This window comes from Actinoplanes sp. GCM10030250 (assembly GCF_042666575.1).
Taxonomy (GTDB): Bacteria; Actinomycetota; Actinomycetes; order Mycobacteriales; family Micromonosporaceae; genus Actinoplanes.
Window position 1 is genome coordinate 147948 of record NZ_JBHTDO010000012.1, and the last position, 14644, is coordinate 162591.

General features: G+C 70.2%; 12 protein-coding genes. 8 read left to right on the forward strand and 4 right to left on the reverse strand.

Going from position 1 to position 14644, the window contains the following annotated elements; translation table 11 throughout:
- Window positions 1–67: 67 nt before the first annotated feature.
- Window positions 68–2416: a M28 family peptidase gene (locus ACFQV6_RS18015; protein WP_378028636.1), complete on the forward strand. Its 2349-nt coding sequence runs from the start codon at window positions 68–70 to the stop codon at window positions 2414–2416.
- The gene (locus tag ACFQV6_RS18020) at window positions 2413–2955 is read left to right on the forward strand and encodes a dihydrofolate reductase family protein (protein ID WP_378028637.1); all 543 of its coding nucleotides are present in this window, start codon (window positions 2413–2415) and stop codon (window positions 2953–2955) included. The genes ACFQV6_RS18015 and ACFQV6_RS18020 overlap by 4 nt, the downstream gene beginning before the upstream one ends.
- 3 nt (window positions 2956–2958) lie before the next feature.
- Here the strand turns inward: ACFQV6_RS18020 and ACFQV6_RS18025 are convergent, their stop codons facing one another.
- The 3 genes from ACFQV6_RS18025 to ACFQV6_RS18035 form a co-directional block, all read right to left on the reverse strand.
- Window positions 2959–3246, reverse strand: coding sequence for a Smr/MutS family protein (locus ACFQV6_RS18025; RefSeq protein ID WP_378028638.1), 288 nt, complete (start codon window positions 3244–3246; stop codon window positions 2959–2961).
- A gap of 11 nt (window positions 3247–3257) precedes the next feature.
- On the reverse strand, window positions 3258–3629 hold the full coding sequence (locus tag ACFQV6_RS18030) for a tetratricopeptide repeat protein (RefSeq protein ID WP_378028639.1): 372 nt from the start codon (window positions 3627–3629) through the stop codon (window positions 3258–3260).
- 91 nt (window positions 3630–3720) lie between these two features.
- The gene (locus tag ACFQV6_RS18035) at window positions 3721–3945 is read right to left on the reverse strand and encodes a hypothetical protein (RefSeq protein WP_378028640.1); all 225 of its coding nucleotides are present in this window, start codon (window positions 3943–3945) and stop codon (window positions 3721–3723) included.
- 201 nt (window positions 3946–4146) lie between these two features.
- On the opposite strand from ACFQV6_RS18035, the gene ACFQV6_RS18040 reads away from it, so the two are divergent.
- From ACFQV6_RS18040 to ACFQV6_RS18065, 6 genes are all read left to right on the forward strand, one after another.
- Window positions 4147–4884, forward strand: coding sequence for a response regulator transcription factor (locus ACFQV6_RS18040; RefSeq protein ID WP_378028641.1), 738 nt, complete (start codon window positions 4147–4149; stop codon window positions 4882–4884).
- Between the two features lie 91 nt (window positions 4885–4975).
- A complete protein-coding gene (locus tag ACFQV6_RS18045) occupies window positions 4976–6469 on the forward strand; it encodes an ATP-binding protein (RefSeq protein WP_378028689.1) in 1494 nt (497 codons plus the stop codon).
- A gap of 204 nt (window positions 6470–6673) precedes the next feature.
- Window positions 6674–7738, forward strand: coding sequence for a 3-deoxy-7-phosphoheptulonate synthase (locus ACFQV6_RS18050; RefSeq protein WP_378028642.1), 1065 nt, complete (start codon window positions 6674–6676; stop codon window positions 7736–7738).
- An 87-nt stretch (window positions 7739–7825) separates the two neighbouring features.
- Entirely contained in the window at window positions 7826–9883 is a 2058-nt protein-coding gene (locus ACFQV6_RS18055) for a glycosyltransferase family 39 protein (RefSeq protein WP_378028643.1), read from the forward strand.
- A 437-nt stretch (window positions 9884–10320) separates the two neighbouring features.
- Complete coding sequence (locus ACFQV6_RS18060; protein ID WP_378028644.1) at window positions 10321–10608, forward strand: DUF3040 domain-containing protein; 288 nt, start codon at window positions 10321–10323, stop codon at window positions 10606–10608.
- Window positions 10609–10765: 157 nt separating this feature from the next.
- Complete coding sequence (locus ACFQV6_RS18065; protein ID WP_378028645.1) at window positions 10766–12928, forward strand: MMPL family transporter; 2163 nt, start codon at window positions 10766–10768, stop codon at window positions 12926–12928.
- On the opposite strand, the gene ACFQV6_RS18070 is transcribed toward ACFQV6_RS18065, so the two are convergent.
- On the reverse strand, window positions 12914–14578 hold the full coding sequence (locus ACFQV6_RS18070) for a hypothetical protein (protein WP_378028646.1): 1665 nt from the start codon (window positions 14576–14578) through the stop codon (window positions 12914–12916). The genes ACFQV6_RS18065 and ACFQV6_RS18070 overlap by 15 nt on opposite strands.
- Window positions 14579–14644 lie beyond the last annotated feature (66 nt).

Consider the following 14644-nt stretch of genomic DNA (forward strand, 5'->3'; position numbering starts at 1 on the left):
CGCTATGCCACGCGGCATTGGATCTTCGGGGTACCCGGCCGCCGCGCCGAGCGCTTAGATGTCACTCATGCGTGACTACGCCCTGACCAGGCCGGCCCGCCGGGGCCTCGCCGCGGCCGCCGTCCTCGCCGTGCTCGCCCTGGCCGGCTTCGCCGCGGTGCGCGCCATCGCGCCGCCCGCGCAGCGAGCGGCCACGGCGCCGCCGGACGAGTTCAGTGCGGCGCGGGCCTTCACCCAGGTGGAGACGATCGCCGCCGTACCGCACCCGGCCGGCAGCGCGGCGAACGACACGGTCCGCGAGCACCTGCTCACGACGCTGCGCGGTATGGGCCTCACCCCCGAGGTGCAGGACACCGTCACCGTTCAGGGCGGCACGCTGTCGGCGAGCGCGGGCGGGACCGGGCTGGCCCGGGTACGCAACGTGGTCACACTGATCCCCGGCACCGCCTCCACCGGCCGGATCTTCCTGGTGGCGCACTACGACTCCGCACAGATCGCGCCGGGCGGCAACGACGACGCCGCGGGCACCTCCACGATCCTGGAGACGGCACGTGCGCTGAAGGCCGGCGGCCCGTTGCGCAACGACGTCGTACTGGTGCTCACCGACGCCGAGGAGGCCTGTCTCTGCGGTGCCAAGGCGTTCACCGACCAGCACCCGCTCGCCCGGGACGGTGGCGTGGTGCTCAACCTGGAGGCGCGGGGCAGCAGCGGGCCAGCGATCATGTTCGAGACCTCGGAGGGCAACGGGCGGCTCGTCGAGGCGTACGGGCACGTGCCGTATCCGGTCGGCACGTCGCTGGCCGTCGAGATCTACCGGCTGATGCCGAACGACACCGACTTCACCCCGTTCCTCGACGCCGGGTTCCAGGGGCTGAACTCGGCATACATCGACGGCGCAGCGGTCTACCACGCGCCGACCGACACCCCCGAGTCGATGAACCGGGACAGCCTCCAGCACCACGGTGACAACGCCCTGGCCCTCACCCGGGAACTGGGCGGGCGTGACCTGACGGCGCTCGAGGGCGGCGACGCCACCTACTTCCCGGTGGTGGGCCTGCTGATCCGCTACCCCGGCTCACTGGTGTGGCCGCTGACTCTGCTGGCCGTACTCGCGGTCGGGCTGCTGGGCTTCCTGGTGGTGCGGCAGAAGCGGGCCACCGGACGACGGCTGGCGGCGGCGGCCGGGCTCACCCTGATCCCGATCGTGGTCGCGCCGCTCCTGGCCCAGGGCCTGTGGTCGCTGCTGATCCTGATCCGGCCGGAGTACGGCGGGCTGCCGATCGACCCGTACCGTCCACTCTGGTACCGGCTCGCCGTGATCGCCCTCGCCGCGCTCACCATCCTGACCTGGTACGCCCTGCTGCGCCGCCGCGTCGGACCCGCCGCACTGGCCGTCGCCGGGTTCGGCTGGCTCGCCGTCCTCGGCATCCCGCTCTCCGCGTACACCCCGGGCGGCGCCTATCTGACCACGCTGCCCGCCCTCGCCGGCGCGCTCACCGCGCTGGTCGCGATCCTCGTCCCCGATCTCTTCGCGGTCGTGGCGATCGCCGCCGGTGGCATCGTCGCGGTGGTGATCCTGCTGCCCACGGTGCTGATGTTCTTCCCCGCGCTGGGCATGCCGATGGCCGGGGTGGGCGCGCTGCTCACCGTGCTGCTCGGCCTCGCCCTGCTACCGGTCGTCGACCTGATCCATCCGGCGACGGGTGGCGCCCGCGGCATGGAGGCTATCCGCGCCCGCCGGCACGGCGCCCTGCCCACGCTGACCGCTGCGGTCGCCGTGCTGGCGTGCACCGTGACCGGCCTCGCCGTCGACAGATTCGACGCCGAGCACCCGTCGCTCACCCACCTGATGTACGCGATGGACGCCGACACCGGCACCGCCCGCTGGCTCAGCGAGGAGGCCGATCCGCAGGTGTGGACCGCGCAGTACGTGGCCGGCGACCCCGTGACAACCACTGACTCGTTGCCGGCCTTCGGCGCCGAGGAACTGCGCAGCGGCCCCGCACCGGCCGCGACACTGCCCGCACCGAACCTCACCCTGGTCACGGACACCCGTACCGGTGACGGCCGGACCCTGCGTCTGCGGCTGGCCCCGCAGCGCACAGTCCGGTTCGTCACGCTGCACGTGGCCGCCGGGACGTGGATCACCGCCGCCACCGTCGGCGGACGGCCGATCGCGCCGACCGGCGAGGCCGGCGGCGGGTGGGGCTTCGGGTTCGTCTTCCACGCTCCACCGAAGGACGGGGTCGAGGTGGAGCTGACCCTGCGCGGCACCGATCCGGTACGGCTGCGCGCGATGGACGCCAGCGACGACGTCACCCGGCTCCCCGGTTTCCAGGCCCGTCCCGCGGGGGTGGGCGTTCTGGGGTCCCACAGCAGCGAGATGGTCGCCGTAGCGAAGACTTACACGCTGTGACGAGCAGAGTTCTGTACTCCGTGACCATGTCGCTCGACGGCTTCATCGCCGGTCCCGGTGGGGACATGTCGTGGCTGGCACCGCGGCTCGGGCCCAACCCCGCCGCCGAAGACCTGGTCGATCAGGTCGGCGCCTTCCTGGTCGGCAGGCGGACGTTCGGCGGTGACGACCCGAACGCGGGCACCGACCGGGAGGGCGCGATGGAGGGTGCCTGGCACGGGCCACAGTTCGTGCTCACCCACCGCCCGCCGGCCGAGCCGGTGCCCGGCGTCACCTTCGTCACCGACCTGCACGAGGCGGTCGCCGCGGCCCGCGAGGCGGCGGGCGGCCGGTACGTCAACGTGCTCGGTGCCGAGGTGGCCCGGCAGCTGGTGGCCGCTGGGCTGCTCGACGAGATCCTGGTCTTCGTGGCACCGGTACTGCTCGGTGACGGCACCCGCCTCTTCGAGCACCCCGGCGGCACCGACGTCGCCCTCGAACGCCTCAGCAGCAGCGAGTCCCCACTGGCCAACGGCCTCTGGTATCGCGTTCTGCGGTGACCGTTATCGACCGCGGCCGCGGCCCCGGCCGGTGGATGTGTTGAACCGGAAGTGGATGAACAGCCGGCCCCAGTTGTCGCCGTCCTTCTCGACCCGGTGATAGAGCTGCTTGATCTCTTTCTGGTCGAGGAAGCGGAGCACCTTCTTCTTCAGGGCGCCGCTGCCCTTGCCCGGGATGATCTCGACGAGCGTGGCCTTCTTCTCGATGGCCTCGTCGATGATCCCGCGCAGGGCACGGTCGATCTCGGTACCCTTGTTGAAGATGTCGTGCAGGTCCAGCTTCAGCTTCACGATCGAGAACCCTACGCTGCGGTGTTCTTGCCGAGCCAGGTCTCGACCCGGCGGACGGCTTCCTGATAATCGGGCTGCGTCTTCATCGCGGCGGCCAGGCGCAGGTGCGGCAGGGCCTCACGAAATCGGCCGGCCCGCTCCAGGGTCCGGCCGAGCACGTGGTGCGCGTAGTGGTCCGAGGGATCATGCTCGATCAGCACCCGGAGCTGAGTTTCCGCGCCGCCCAGTTGTGCCGAGTTGAAATAGGCCCGGGCCAGCAGCTGACGGACGGCGGTGTTGTGCGGCTCGGCCTCGACTATCGGTTCGAGCAGGCGAGCGGCACCGAGCGGGTCGCCGGACTCGAAGAAGAAGGTGGCCCTGCGGTATTCCTCGAGAAGATCCACGTGCAGCTCCTCACTCGCGTCGCCGACCCCAACGCTCGCACAACATCGAGGGAACAGCGAGTGTTCCACCCGATCAAGTGTGTGCGGACGCTCAGCGCCGCAGGAGCAGCAGCGCCAGGCCACCGGTCAGCAGGTAACCGCCGATAGCGGCGAGCAGCATCGGGCTGGGCCCACTGCCGGGCAGCTCGGTCGCGCTGACGGAATCCCGCTCCGGCGCCGCCGGCTCGGTGGTGGCCGCGGACGCCGCCGGGACCGCGGTGAGCAGGAAGAGGACGAGCGCGGACAGGGACACCAGCATCTTTCGTCCGCTTCTCACCCGTACAGTATGGGTGTTTTGTCGGTTTTAAGGGGTATGCCGCACCGGCGAAGGCGGTTATTGCCTCAAGAGGGCGAACCGTTCTGCCGAACACCATGACGGCGCGAAGCCGCTGTGCGCGGACACAGTTGCTACAGCAGACACAGCTGCTACACAGGAAACGGAAAGCCGGCGCAGAGCGTCGCCCAGCACAGTAGGGGCATGACGATGGCGAACGCAGATCCCAGCACCGAACTCCGGCGGCCCGACGGGACACCGGTCCGGGTGCTCGTCGTGGACGACGAGCCGACCCTGGCCGAGCTGCTCTCGATGGCGCTCCGCTACGAGGGCTGGGAGGTGCGCAGCGCGGGCGACGGAATGACGGCCGTGCGGACCGCCCGGGAGTTCCGCCCCGACGCCGTCGTCCTGGACATGATGCTGCCCGACATCGACGGGCTCGAGGTGCTGCGGCGGCTGCGCGGCGAGACGCCCGAGGTCCCGGTGCTGTTCCTGACCGCCAAGGACTCGGTCGAGGACCGGATCACCGGCCTGACGGCCGGCGGCGACGACTACGTCACCAAGCCGTTCAGCCTGGAGGAGGTGGTGGCCCGGCTGCGCGGTCTGATGCGGCGGATGGGTCACGCTCCTATGCGTACGGAGTCCCAGCTCGTTGTCGGCGACCTGACCCTGGACGAGGACTCGCACGAGGTGCGCCGGGCCGGCGATCTGATCACGCTGACCGCCACCGAGTTCGAGCTGCTGCGCTACCTGATGCGCAACCCGCGCCGGGTGCTGAGCAAGCCGCAGATCCTGGATCGGGTGTGGAACTACGACTTCGGTGGGCAGGCCAACGTGGTGGAGCTCTACATCTCGTACCTGCGGAAGAAGATCGACGCCGGCCGGGCGCCGATGATCCACACGATGCGTGGCGCGGGTTACGTGCTCAAGCCGGCTGACTGACGTGCCCGGCACTGCCCCGGCCCGCACCACCCGCCCCGCCCGCTGGCGCAGCCCGGCGGGCTGGCCGCTGCGCACCCGGCTGGTCGCCATCATGATCGCGCTGCTGTCGGTGCTGGGGCTGGTCGTCGGCAGTACCGCGGAGATCTACCTCTACAAGTCCCTGCACAGCCAGATCGACAAAGAACTGGACGACATCTCCGGCCGTCTGCGATACATCAGGAACGACGACTCGAACATCTATCCGGGCACCCGCCAGCTGCCGCCGAAGAAGCCCGCCGGTGGTTCCCCGGAGAATTCGATCACCCTGTGGATCGCCGCGGACGGAACCCCGGTCGATGGTGGCCTGGTGCGATTCCAGGTCGGCTCGCGCGGCCCGGAGGGCGGCTTCAACTCACTGACCCCCGCACAGGTCGCCGTCCTGACCGGCGAGGCGACGGTGGGCGGCCGGGCGGTCGACATCGACCTCGGCGGTGACCTCCCCGAATACCGGGTGATCGCGACCAAGGCGAAGTACGACGACCAGACGGTGACCCTCTACACCGGGCTGTCGCTCGGAGACGTCAACTCGACGCTGCTCACCGTCGCCGCGTTCACCGGCTGCGTGATCGCGGGTTCGCTGCTGATCGCGGGCTGGGGTGGTGCGCTCATCGTCCGCCGTACCCTCAAGCCCCTTGATCGTGTGGCAGCCACCGCGACCCGCGTCTCCGAGCTCAAGCTCGACCGCGGCGAGGTGCAGCTCGCACAGCGGGTCCCCGACCAGGACACCGACCCGCGCACCGAGGTCGGCCAGGTCGGCGCCGCGCTGAACCGCATGCTCGACCACGTCGGCAACGCCCTGGAGGCGCGGCACGCCAGCGAGATGCAGGTGCGCCAGTTCGTCGCCGACGCCAGCCACGAGTTGCGCACGCCGCTCGCCGCGATCCGCGGTTACGCCGAACTCAGCCGCCGCAGCCGCCAGCCCGTCCCGGACGAGATCGCGCACGTGCTGACCCGGGTCGAGTCCGAGGCCAAGCGGATGACCACGCTCGTCGAGGACCTGCTGCTGCTCGCCCGCCTGGACGCCGGCCGTCCGCTCGCGCAGGATCCCGTCGATCTGACCATGCTCGCCGTTGACGCGACGAGCGACGCGCACGCCGCTGGACCACGCCACCTCTGGCAGCTCGACCTGCCGGAGGAGCCGGTCTCGGTGATCGGCGACGGCGCCCGGCTCCATCAGGTGCTGGCGAACCTGCTGGCCAACGCTCGGACACACACCCCGGAGGGCTCGACGGTGACCGTGAAGGTCGGCGCCGTACCGAACGCAGCCGTGCTCCAGGTGATCGACAACGGTCCGGGCATCGACGCCGAGCTGGCCCCTCGCATCTTCGAGCGGTTCACCCGCGGTGACGGCTCACGCTCGCGTGCCGCCGGCAGCACCGGTCTCGGCCTCTCGATCGTGCACGCGGTGGTGACCTCGCACGGCGGCAAGGTCGGCGTGCGGAGCCGTCCCGGGCAGACTGTCTTCACGGTGATGCTGCCGCTCGGCCCACCGCCTGTCGTCCCAACAGCTGAACAACAGCCGGAGGCGCTGCATCCGGCGCGGTGAACGGGCTATGCTCCTTGGCGTGACTCGGATGTGGTCTTTCTATTGGTTTACGAGGCCGGCTCTCGCCGGTGCCTCGGCCATGACCGCATGACCTGAGACACCCCCGCCAGAGCCGGCCGAGGCAGCGACGACGTCGCTGCCTTTTTGTTTGCCACGAGCAAGCCGGCTCTCGCCCTCGGGTGCCGGCGAAGGAGAGAGATCGCCATGACTGCCCCCGAGGTACAGCGCGTCCGCGACCAGCGCATCGAGAAGGTCGTCCCGCTGATGAGCCCGGCGCTGCTGCACCACGAGCTGCCGCTCACCTCCGACCTCCACGACACCGTGCTGGCCGGCCGAAAGCAGGTCGAGGACGTGCTGAACGGCCGAGATCAACGGCTGATCGCCGTGGTCGGCCCGTGTTCGGTGCACGATCCGGCCGCGGCAGGCGAATACGCCGACCTGCTCAAGAAGGAGGCCGAGCGGCTCAGCGAGGACCTGCTGATCGTGATGCGGGTGTACTTCGAGAAGCCGCGCTCCACGGTGGGCTGGAAGGGCCTGATCATGGACCCGGCACTGGACGGCACCGGTGACGTCGGCGCCGGCCTGCGGATCGCCCGCAAGCTGCTGCTCGAGGTGGTCGGCCGGGGCCTGCCGGTGGCAGTGGAGTTCCTCGACCCGATCACACCGCAGTACATCGCGGACACCGTGGCGTGGGGTGCGATCGGCGCCCGTACGGTCGAGTCGCAGGTGCACCGCCAGCTCGCCTCCGGACTGTCGATGCCGATCGGCATGAAGAACCGCCCCGACGGCAGCGTCTCCACCGCCGTCGACGCGATCCAGGCCGCCGCGGCGCAGCACGTCTTCCCCGGCATCGACTACTCCGGCACCCCGGCGATCCTGCACACCACCGGCAACCCGGACTGCCACCTGGTGCTGCGCGGCGGGGGCGGCAGGCCCAACTACAGCGCCGCCGACGTTGCCGCGTCCCTCGAGTTGCTCCGTACGGCCGGCGAACCCGAGCGCCTGGTCATCGACTGCTCGCACGGCAACAGCAACAAGGACCACAACCGCCAGCCGATCGTGGCCGAGGACGTGGCACAGCAGATGGAGGCCGGGCAGCGCGGGATCAGCGGCGTGATGCTGGAGAGCTTCCTGCAGCCGGGACGGCAGAACCTCGGTGGCTCGCTCGTCTACGGGCAGTCGGTCACCGACGCGTGCATGGGCTGGGACGCCACCGTGAGCGTGCTGGAGCGCCTGGCCACCGCGTCCGCGAAGCGCCGCACGGTCTGACCTCGTTTCCCGGGCGGTCCCTGAGTTCACAGGGACCGCTCAGCCACGCCACAAGGGAACGACAGTCCGTCGTTCGATCGTTTCCGCATGACCTTGCTGTTGCCGGAGGCGGCCGCCGCTGACGTTCCGGAGGCGCCCGCTCGGCGTGAGCGCACCGGTGCCGCCCGATACCTTCTCGGCCGCACGGATGCCCCCTGGATCCGGCCCTCCCTCTTCGCGCTCCTCGCCGCGACCGCCGTCCTCTACATCGGGGGTCTCGGCGAGTCCGGCTGGGCGAACGCGTTCTACTCGGCCGCGGTCCAGGCCGGCTCAGAGAGCTGGAAGGCGTTCTTCTACGGCTCCTCCGATGCGGCCAACGCCATCACAGTGGACAAGACGCCCGCCTCGCTCTGGATCATGGCGCTGTCGGTACGCGTCTTCGGCCTCAGCTCCTGGAGCATCCTGGTACCCCAGGCCCTGCTCGGCGTCGCCACCACCGGGCTGCTCTACGCCACTGTGCGCCGCGCGGCGGGTCCGGCTGCCGGTCTGCTGGCGGGGGCGATCTCCACGCTGACCCCGGTCGCCGTGTTGATGTTCCGCTTCAACAATCCCGACGCGCTGCTGGTTCTGCTGATGGTGGCGGGTGCCTACGCGACAATGCGCGCTGTGGAGAACGGCTCCACCAAGTGGATCGTGCTGGCCGGGGTGTTCGTCGGGTTCGGCTTCCTCGCCAAGATGCTGCAGGCGCTGCTCGTGGTTCCGGCGTTCGGCCTCGCGTACCTGCTCGCCGGCCCGCCCCAGCTGGGCAAACGCATCTGGCAGCTGCTGCTCGCCCTGGTCGCGCTGGTGGTGTCGGCCGGCTGGTACATCGTGATCGTCGAGCTGATCCCGGCCTCGGCCCGGCCGTACATCGGCGGTTCCCAGAACAACAGCCTGCTGGAGCTCACCCTCGGGTACAACGGCCTCGGCCGGCTCAGCGGTGAAGAGGCCGGCAGCGTCGGGGGTGGCGGCGGTGGCGGCCGGTGGGGATCAGCATCGGTCACCCGGCTCTTCGAGAGCGGCCAGGGTGGACAGGTTTCCTGGCTGCTGCCCGCCGCCCTGATTCTTCTGGTGGCGGGGCTGGCGATCACGGCGCGGCGGGCACGGACCGATCTCCAGCGCGCCGGCCTGATCGTCTGGGGCGGGTGGCTGCTGGTCACCGGGCTGGTCTTCAGCCTGATGCAGGGGATCTTCCACGCGTATTACACGGTTGCTCTGGCGCCGGCGATCGGTGCGGTGGTGGCTATCGGCGCGGCGCTGCTCTGGGAGCGGCGGACCAGCGTCGTCGCGGTGGTTGCGCTGGGTGCGTCGGTGGCGGTGACCGCTTGGTGGTCGTATGTGCTGCTGGGGCGCAGTGCTGATTTTCTGCCCTGGTTGCGCGTGCCGGTGCTGGTGGCCGGGCTGGTTGCGGCGGTTGCGCTGGTGGTCACCGTTCGACTGGCCAGGCGGTGGGGGGTGGTGGTTGCGGTGGTCGCGCTCGGCGTGAGTCTGGCGGGACCTTCGGCGTACGCGGGGCAGACTGCTTCGGAGCCGCACAGTGGGTCGATCCCGTCCGCTGGGCCGTCGGTGGCCGATGGGTTCGGGGGCGGTTTCGGCCGGGGTGGGGGCGGCGGTCGGGGCGGGTTCCCCGGAGGCGGCGGTCGGGGCGGGTTCCCCGGAGGCGGCGGTCCGGGCGGGTTCCCCGGGGGCGGTCTTCCTGGCGGCGGCTTACCCGGTGGCGCGGCGGGTCGTGCAGGCCGGGACGGTGGTGGCGGTATGGGTGGTTTGCTGAACGCCGCCGAGGTCAGCGACCAGATGAAGGCGCTGCTCGAACAGGACGCCGGCAAGTACACGTGGGTGGCCGCCGCGATCGGTTCGCAGAGCGCCTCCGGTTACCAGCTGGCGACCGAGAAGCCGGTGATGGCGATCGGCGGCTTCAACGGCACCGACCCGTCGCCCACCCTTGAGCAGTTCCAGCAGTACGTGGCCGATGGGAAGATCCACTACTTCGTCGGAGGTGGCGGGTTCGCCCGGGGCGGTGGCAACGGTGGCAGTAGTTACAGCTCGCAGATCAGCGAGTGGGTGGCCGCCAACTACACCGCGAAGACGGTCGACGACACCACCCTGTACGACCTGACCTCACCATGAATCTCCTCACCAGACGCCGATGCGGGGTTGAGCGGCTCGTCTCGCCGGCGGCCACCGAGACCACCGCGCAAGGTGCTCGAAAGATCACCGTGGGTGGCCGCGAATAGTTGAACCGGCTCTGGGTGGCCGAGTAGGAGAAGCCGTCCGGTTGCTCTTGTCGCCGCCTCCGGCTGTTCCGGGGAGGGCGTCGTAATTGTTCTGATTTGCGGGGAGCATTCGCCGATAACCGGGTATCGCTTCGTCCGTTGTATCCGTTGCGGGGGACTCGATGCCCCGCACACCCTTCCCGGCCGGCGACGGCCTGGGAGACGCTCCGGGCGAAAAATCGGCACACGCAGGCGTATCACAAATGCAACTCACAGGTAACAATGGCTGTGATCGAGATCGCTCTCACTTGATCAATGCTTCACCGGCGCGGCGGACCGGAGGGTGGCGGCATGCTCAGCAAAGAGGACAACCGGCGACTGGCACAGCTCGAGCGCCAGCTTCACCGTGAAGATCCCGATTTCTGTGCCCGGATGGGCGGCGGAAACTTCAGCGTGTCGGCGACCGGGCGCCCGGCTCTCCCCCTGTTCGTCACCGCCGCCGTGATAGCCGTTGCCGCTGTCGTGCTCGCGCTGGCCGGCTGGGGAATCCCAGCAACCGTGGTCAGCGTCTGGGCGGCCGTCACGGCCACCGCCGCCGGCTTCCGGATGTGGAAGGCACGCAACCGGTCACGCATCTAACCCATCTCCGCGCCGCGATGCTGCGATGCGGCGCGATGTAATGCGGTGCGCTGCGGGACGGCGCCGCCATGCGGATGGCTCCCCCTAGAACTCATCTCCGGGACGGATCGGCCGATCAACCGGGTCGGCACCGTTTCCCGTCCTGGAGGAATCACCCGTGGCAACCCTGCTCTACCGGCTCGGCCGGTTCTCGTTCCGGCGGCGCCGGTGGACCCTGGCCGTCTGGGTCACCGTGCTGGCCCTGTTCGGGATCGGGGCGGCCACGCTGTCCGGGCCGACAAGCAACGCGTTCTCGATCCCCGGCACGGAGTCGTCGCGCGCGCTGGAGGTGCTCGAGGAGAAATTCGGCTCCTCGGACGGTGCGAACGCGACCGCGAAGGTCGTCTTCACGGCCACCGGCGACACCAGGCTCACCGGCGGCGAGCAGAAGGCCGCCGTCGAAGCCGCGATCGCCGGCATGGCGAAGGCTCCCCAGGTCGCCGCGGTGTCGGATCCGTTCGTGTCGCAAACGGTTTCGCAGGATCAGCGGACGGCGTACGCGACCGTCACCTACTCGGTCCCCGCGACCGACGTGACCACCGAAGCTCGAAAGGCGCTGCTCGACGCCGGCGCTTCGGCAGCTGTGGGTGTCGAGTTCTCCGGTGAGGTGACCCGGACCGCCGAGGAGAGCCACGCCGCCGAGGCGATCGGCATCGTGGTCGCCGCGTTCGTGCTGCTGATGACGTTCGGCTCGCTTGTCGCGGCCGGGCTGCCGCTGCTCACCGCGCTGGTCGGCGTCGGTGTCGGGATGCTGGGCATCCAGATCGCCACCGGCTTCTTCGACCTGTCGTCCTCCACCTCCGCCCTGGCCACCATGCTCGGCCTGGCGGTCGGCATCGACTACGCGCTGTTCGTCGTCTCCCGGTACCGGCACGAGCTGGCCGAGGGGCACGACGGCGACGAGGCCGCCGGTCGCGCCGTCGGCACCGCCGGTTCCGCGGTGGTCTTCGCCGGGCTCACCGTGATCATCGCGCTGGCCGCGCTGTCGGTGACCGGTGTCCCGTTCCTCACCGCCATGGGCCTGGCCGCGGCCGCCACCGTCGGCGTCGCAGTGGTGATCACTCTCAGCCTCGTGCCCGCCATTCTCGGCTTCGCGGGTCACCGCATCCTCCCCCGGCGGCGCCGGAAGGCCACCGCTGCCGCCGGGAAGATGGCGTTCGGCGAGCGCTGGGCTCACGCCGTACTCCGGCACCGGTGGATCGCCCTGATCGTCTCGCTGGGCCTGCTCGCGGCCGCGGCCGTCCCGGCTCTGGACCTGCGCCTGGCACTGCCCGACGACAGCACCGCCGCGGTCGGCTCGACCCAGCGCAAGGCGTACGACCAGCTCGCCGAGGGCTTCGGCGAGGGCTTCAACGGCCCGCTGGTGATCGTGGTGTCGTCCGCGTCGAACACTGCCAAGGCCGCCGCCGAGCAGGCCCAGCGCATCATCACCGATCTGGACGACGTGGTCCTGGTCACCCCGCCCACGGTCAACCCCGCGGGCGACACAGCGATGCTGACCGTCATCCCCGCCTCCGCACCGACGAGCGAGGCGACCAAGGACCTGGTCCACGCGATCCGCGACGCGGAACTCCCCGGCCTCGCGGTGACCGGCACGACCGCCGTCAACATCGACATCTCCGAGAAGCTCACCAACGCCCTCATCCCGTACCTGGCGATCGTCGTCGGCCTCGCGTTCATCCTGCTGATGCTCGTGTTCCGCAGCATCCTCGTGCCGATCAAGGCAACCGTCGGCTTCCTGCTCAGCATCGCCGCGTCCTTCGGCGCCCTGGTCGCCGTCTTCCAGAACGGCCACCTCGCCGGCCTGATCGGCCTGGAGTCGACCGGGCCGATCGTCAGCGTCATGCCGATCTTCCTGATCGGCATCCTGTTCGGACTGGCCATGGACTACGAGGTCTTCCTGGTCACCCGCACCCGTGAGGAGTACGTGCACGGCGCCACCCCGAACGCTGCCGTCCTCAGCGGCATGAAGTACGGCGCGCGGGTCGTCACCGCCGCCGCCCTGATCATGATGAGCGTCTTCGCCGGTTTCATCCTGGCCGACGACACCATCATCAAGTCGCTCGGTTTCGCCCTGGCGTTCGGCGTCGCGGTGGACGCGTTCCTGGTCCGGATGACCATCGTGCCGGCGGTGCTGTCGCTGCTCGGCCGGTCCGCCTGGTGGCTGCCCCGCTGGCTGGACCGGCTCCTGCCGGACGTCGATGTCGAGGGCGCGCGGCTGACCAGGCAGCTGGCCGTTCCCCACGATGTCGAACCGGAGCGGGAGCTAGCCGCCGCCTAACTCGACGCTGCTGAGGGTCTGCGGCCCGTCCGTAACGGCCCTCAGCAGCGCGGGCTGCTCCACCGCCGGCTTCCACACCGGTTCGCCCTGCCGATTGGGCGGTGGCACCAGCGTGTAGGTCGCCGACCGGCCCGGTGCGAGCGTCGCCGGGCCGGTCACGACGGGCCAGAACTGCCCCAGATAGGCACCCGTGGTGACCGTGAAGTGCGGCGCCAGGACCCGCGGCGACCGGTTGGTCACCGCGACGGTCAGCGTCCTCACCTCCTGGCCGGGCACAACCTCGGTGAACACCAGCATGCTCAGCGGCTGCGGCGTCGCCATGGCCACGATCAGACAGACCGCCGCGGGGACGAAGAACGCCATCCTCTCGATGCGCCAGGGGATCCGGTACGCCTTGGCGAAGTCCCTGCGATTCGTGGTGCAGAGCCCGACGATCCAGAGCGGCATCGTCAGCACCCAGTAGCCGTCCTGTGATCGCATCGCCACCCAGAACACCAGCCAGGGCAGCACCACGGCGGCCGGACCGAGACGCGTGACGTTCACGACGTAGAGCCCGAGCAGGCCGAGCAGCATGGCGACGGCGGCGTGACTGTAGAAGTCGAGCGCTCCGCTGCCGGCGATCAGGTGATAGGAAACGGCCATGATGCCCTGGCCGTGCGGCACCGCGTGCTGGGTCACCGGCTCCGCGACACCGTGCAGCCAGGCCGCCGGGTCCGGGATCAGGTAGGGCAGGTTGACGGCGAGAGCGGCCCCGGCCGCGACGGCGACGTAACGGCCTACGACCAGGACGGTGCCGCGCCAGGGCAGTTCGCCGCGCCGCACCAGGACGAGCCCGGCCAGCAGGAACAGGCTGAGGAACCAGCCGAGCTGATGTGTGCTGACGGCCAGGCCGATCGCCACCGCGCGCAGGACGCCGCGCCGGCCGAGCCGGCCGCCGCGGCCGATCGAGGGCCAGTGCCAAACCGCCAGGCAGAGCAGGGGCAGGGCGATCATCGAGGGATAGGCGTTTTCGGCGTACGGCGTGAGCAGTCCCGTACCGAGAACACCGAGTGTGGCAAGGGGCCGGAGGGGAACCGGGGCGGCGCGGAAGGCGATGACTGCCGTGGCGATCAGGGCCAGCGCCGAGACGACGACGATGCCGGGGAACGTGCCGGTGACCAGTTGCGCCAGGGCGCCGAGCTGGACCCCGAACGGCGGATAGCCGAAGCCGGCGACCGCTCCACCGCCCATCAGCCGGGTCACCGACTCCGGGTCGATGTCGGGCCAGCTCATCACATACGGGTTCTGCCCGGCGGCGACGGCACGGGTGGCACGGTCCATCAGCATGCCCTCGTCGACCCGGAGTGGTCTCGCACCGCTGATCGCCGGCCAGAGGGCGATCGTCCGCAGCACGACGGCCGTGACGAGGACGGTGACGTCGAGACGGGCGAGGGCCGCGGTGGTCCGCGCGCAGAGCGCCATGACCGCGGCGACGAGCATCACGCCGTAGCCCAGGGTGATCACGACGGCGAGGCCGGGGTACGGCAGCGCGATCCCCGCCCAGAGGGTGCGCGTGTTGATCGCCAGCCCGAGGACCGCGGCCAGGGTGAGGCCGTTGTGCACGCGTTGCGTCATCTGGTCCGGGGCGACCTCGGGCGCTTTGAGCAACACCTTCCGATAGTAGGTAAATAACCGTTTTCGGACAGCGAAAGGCCCCCACACGAGTGGTGTGTGGGG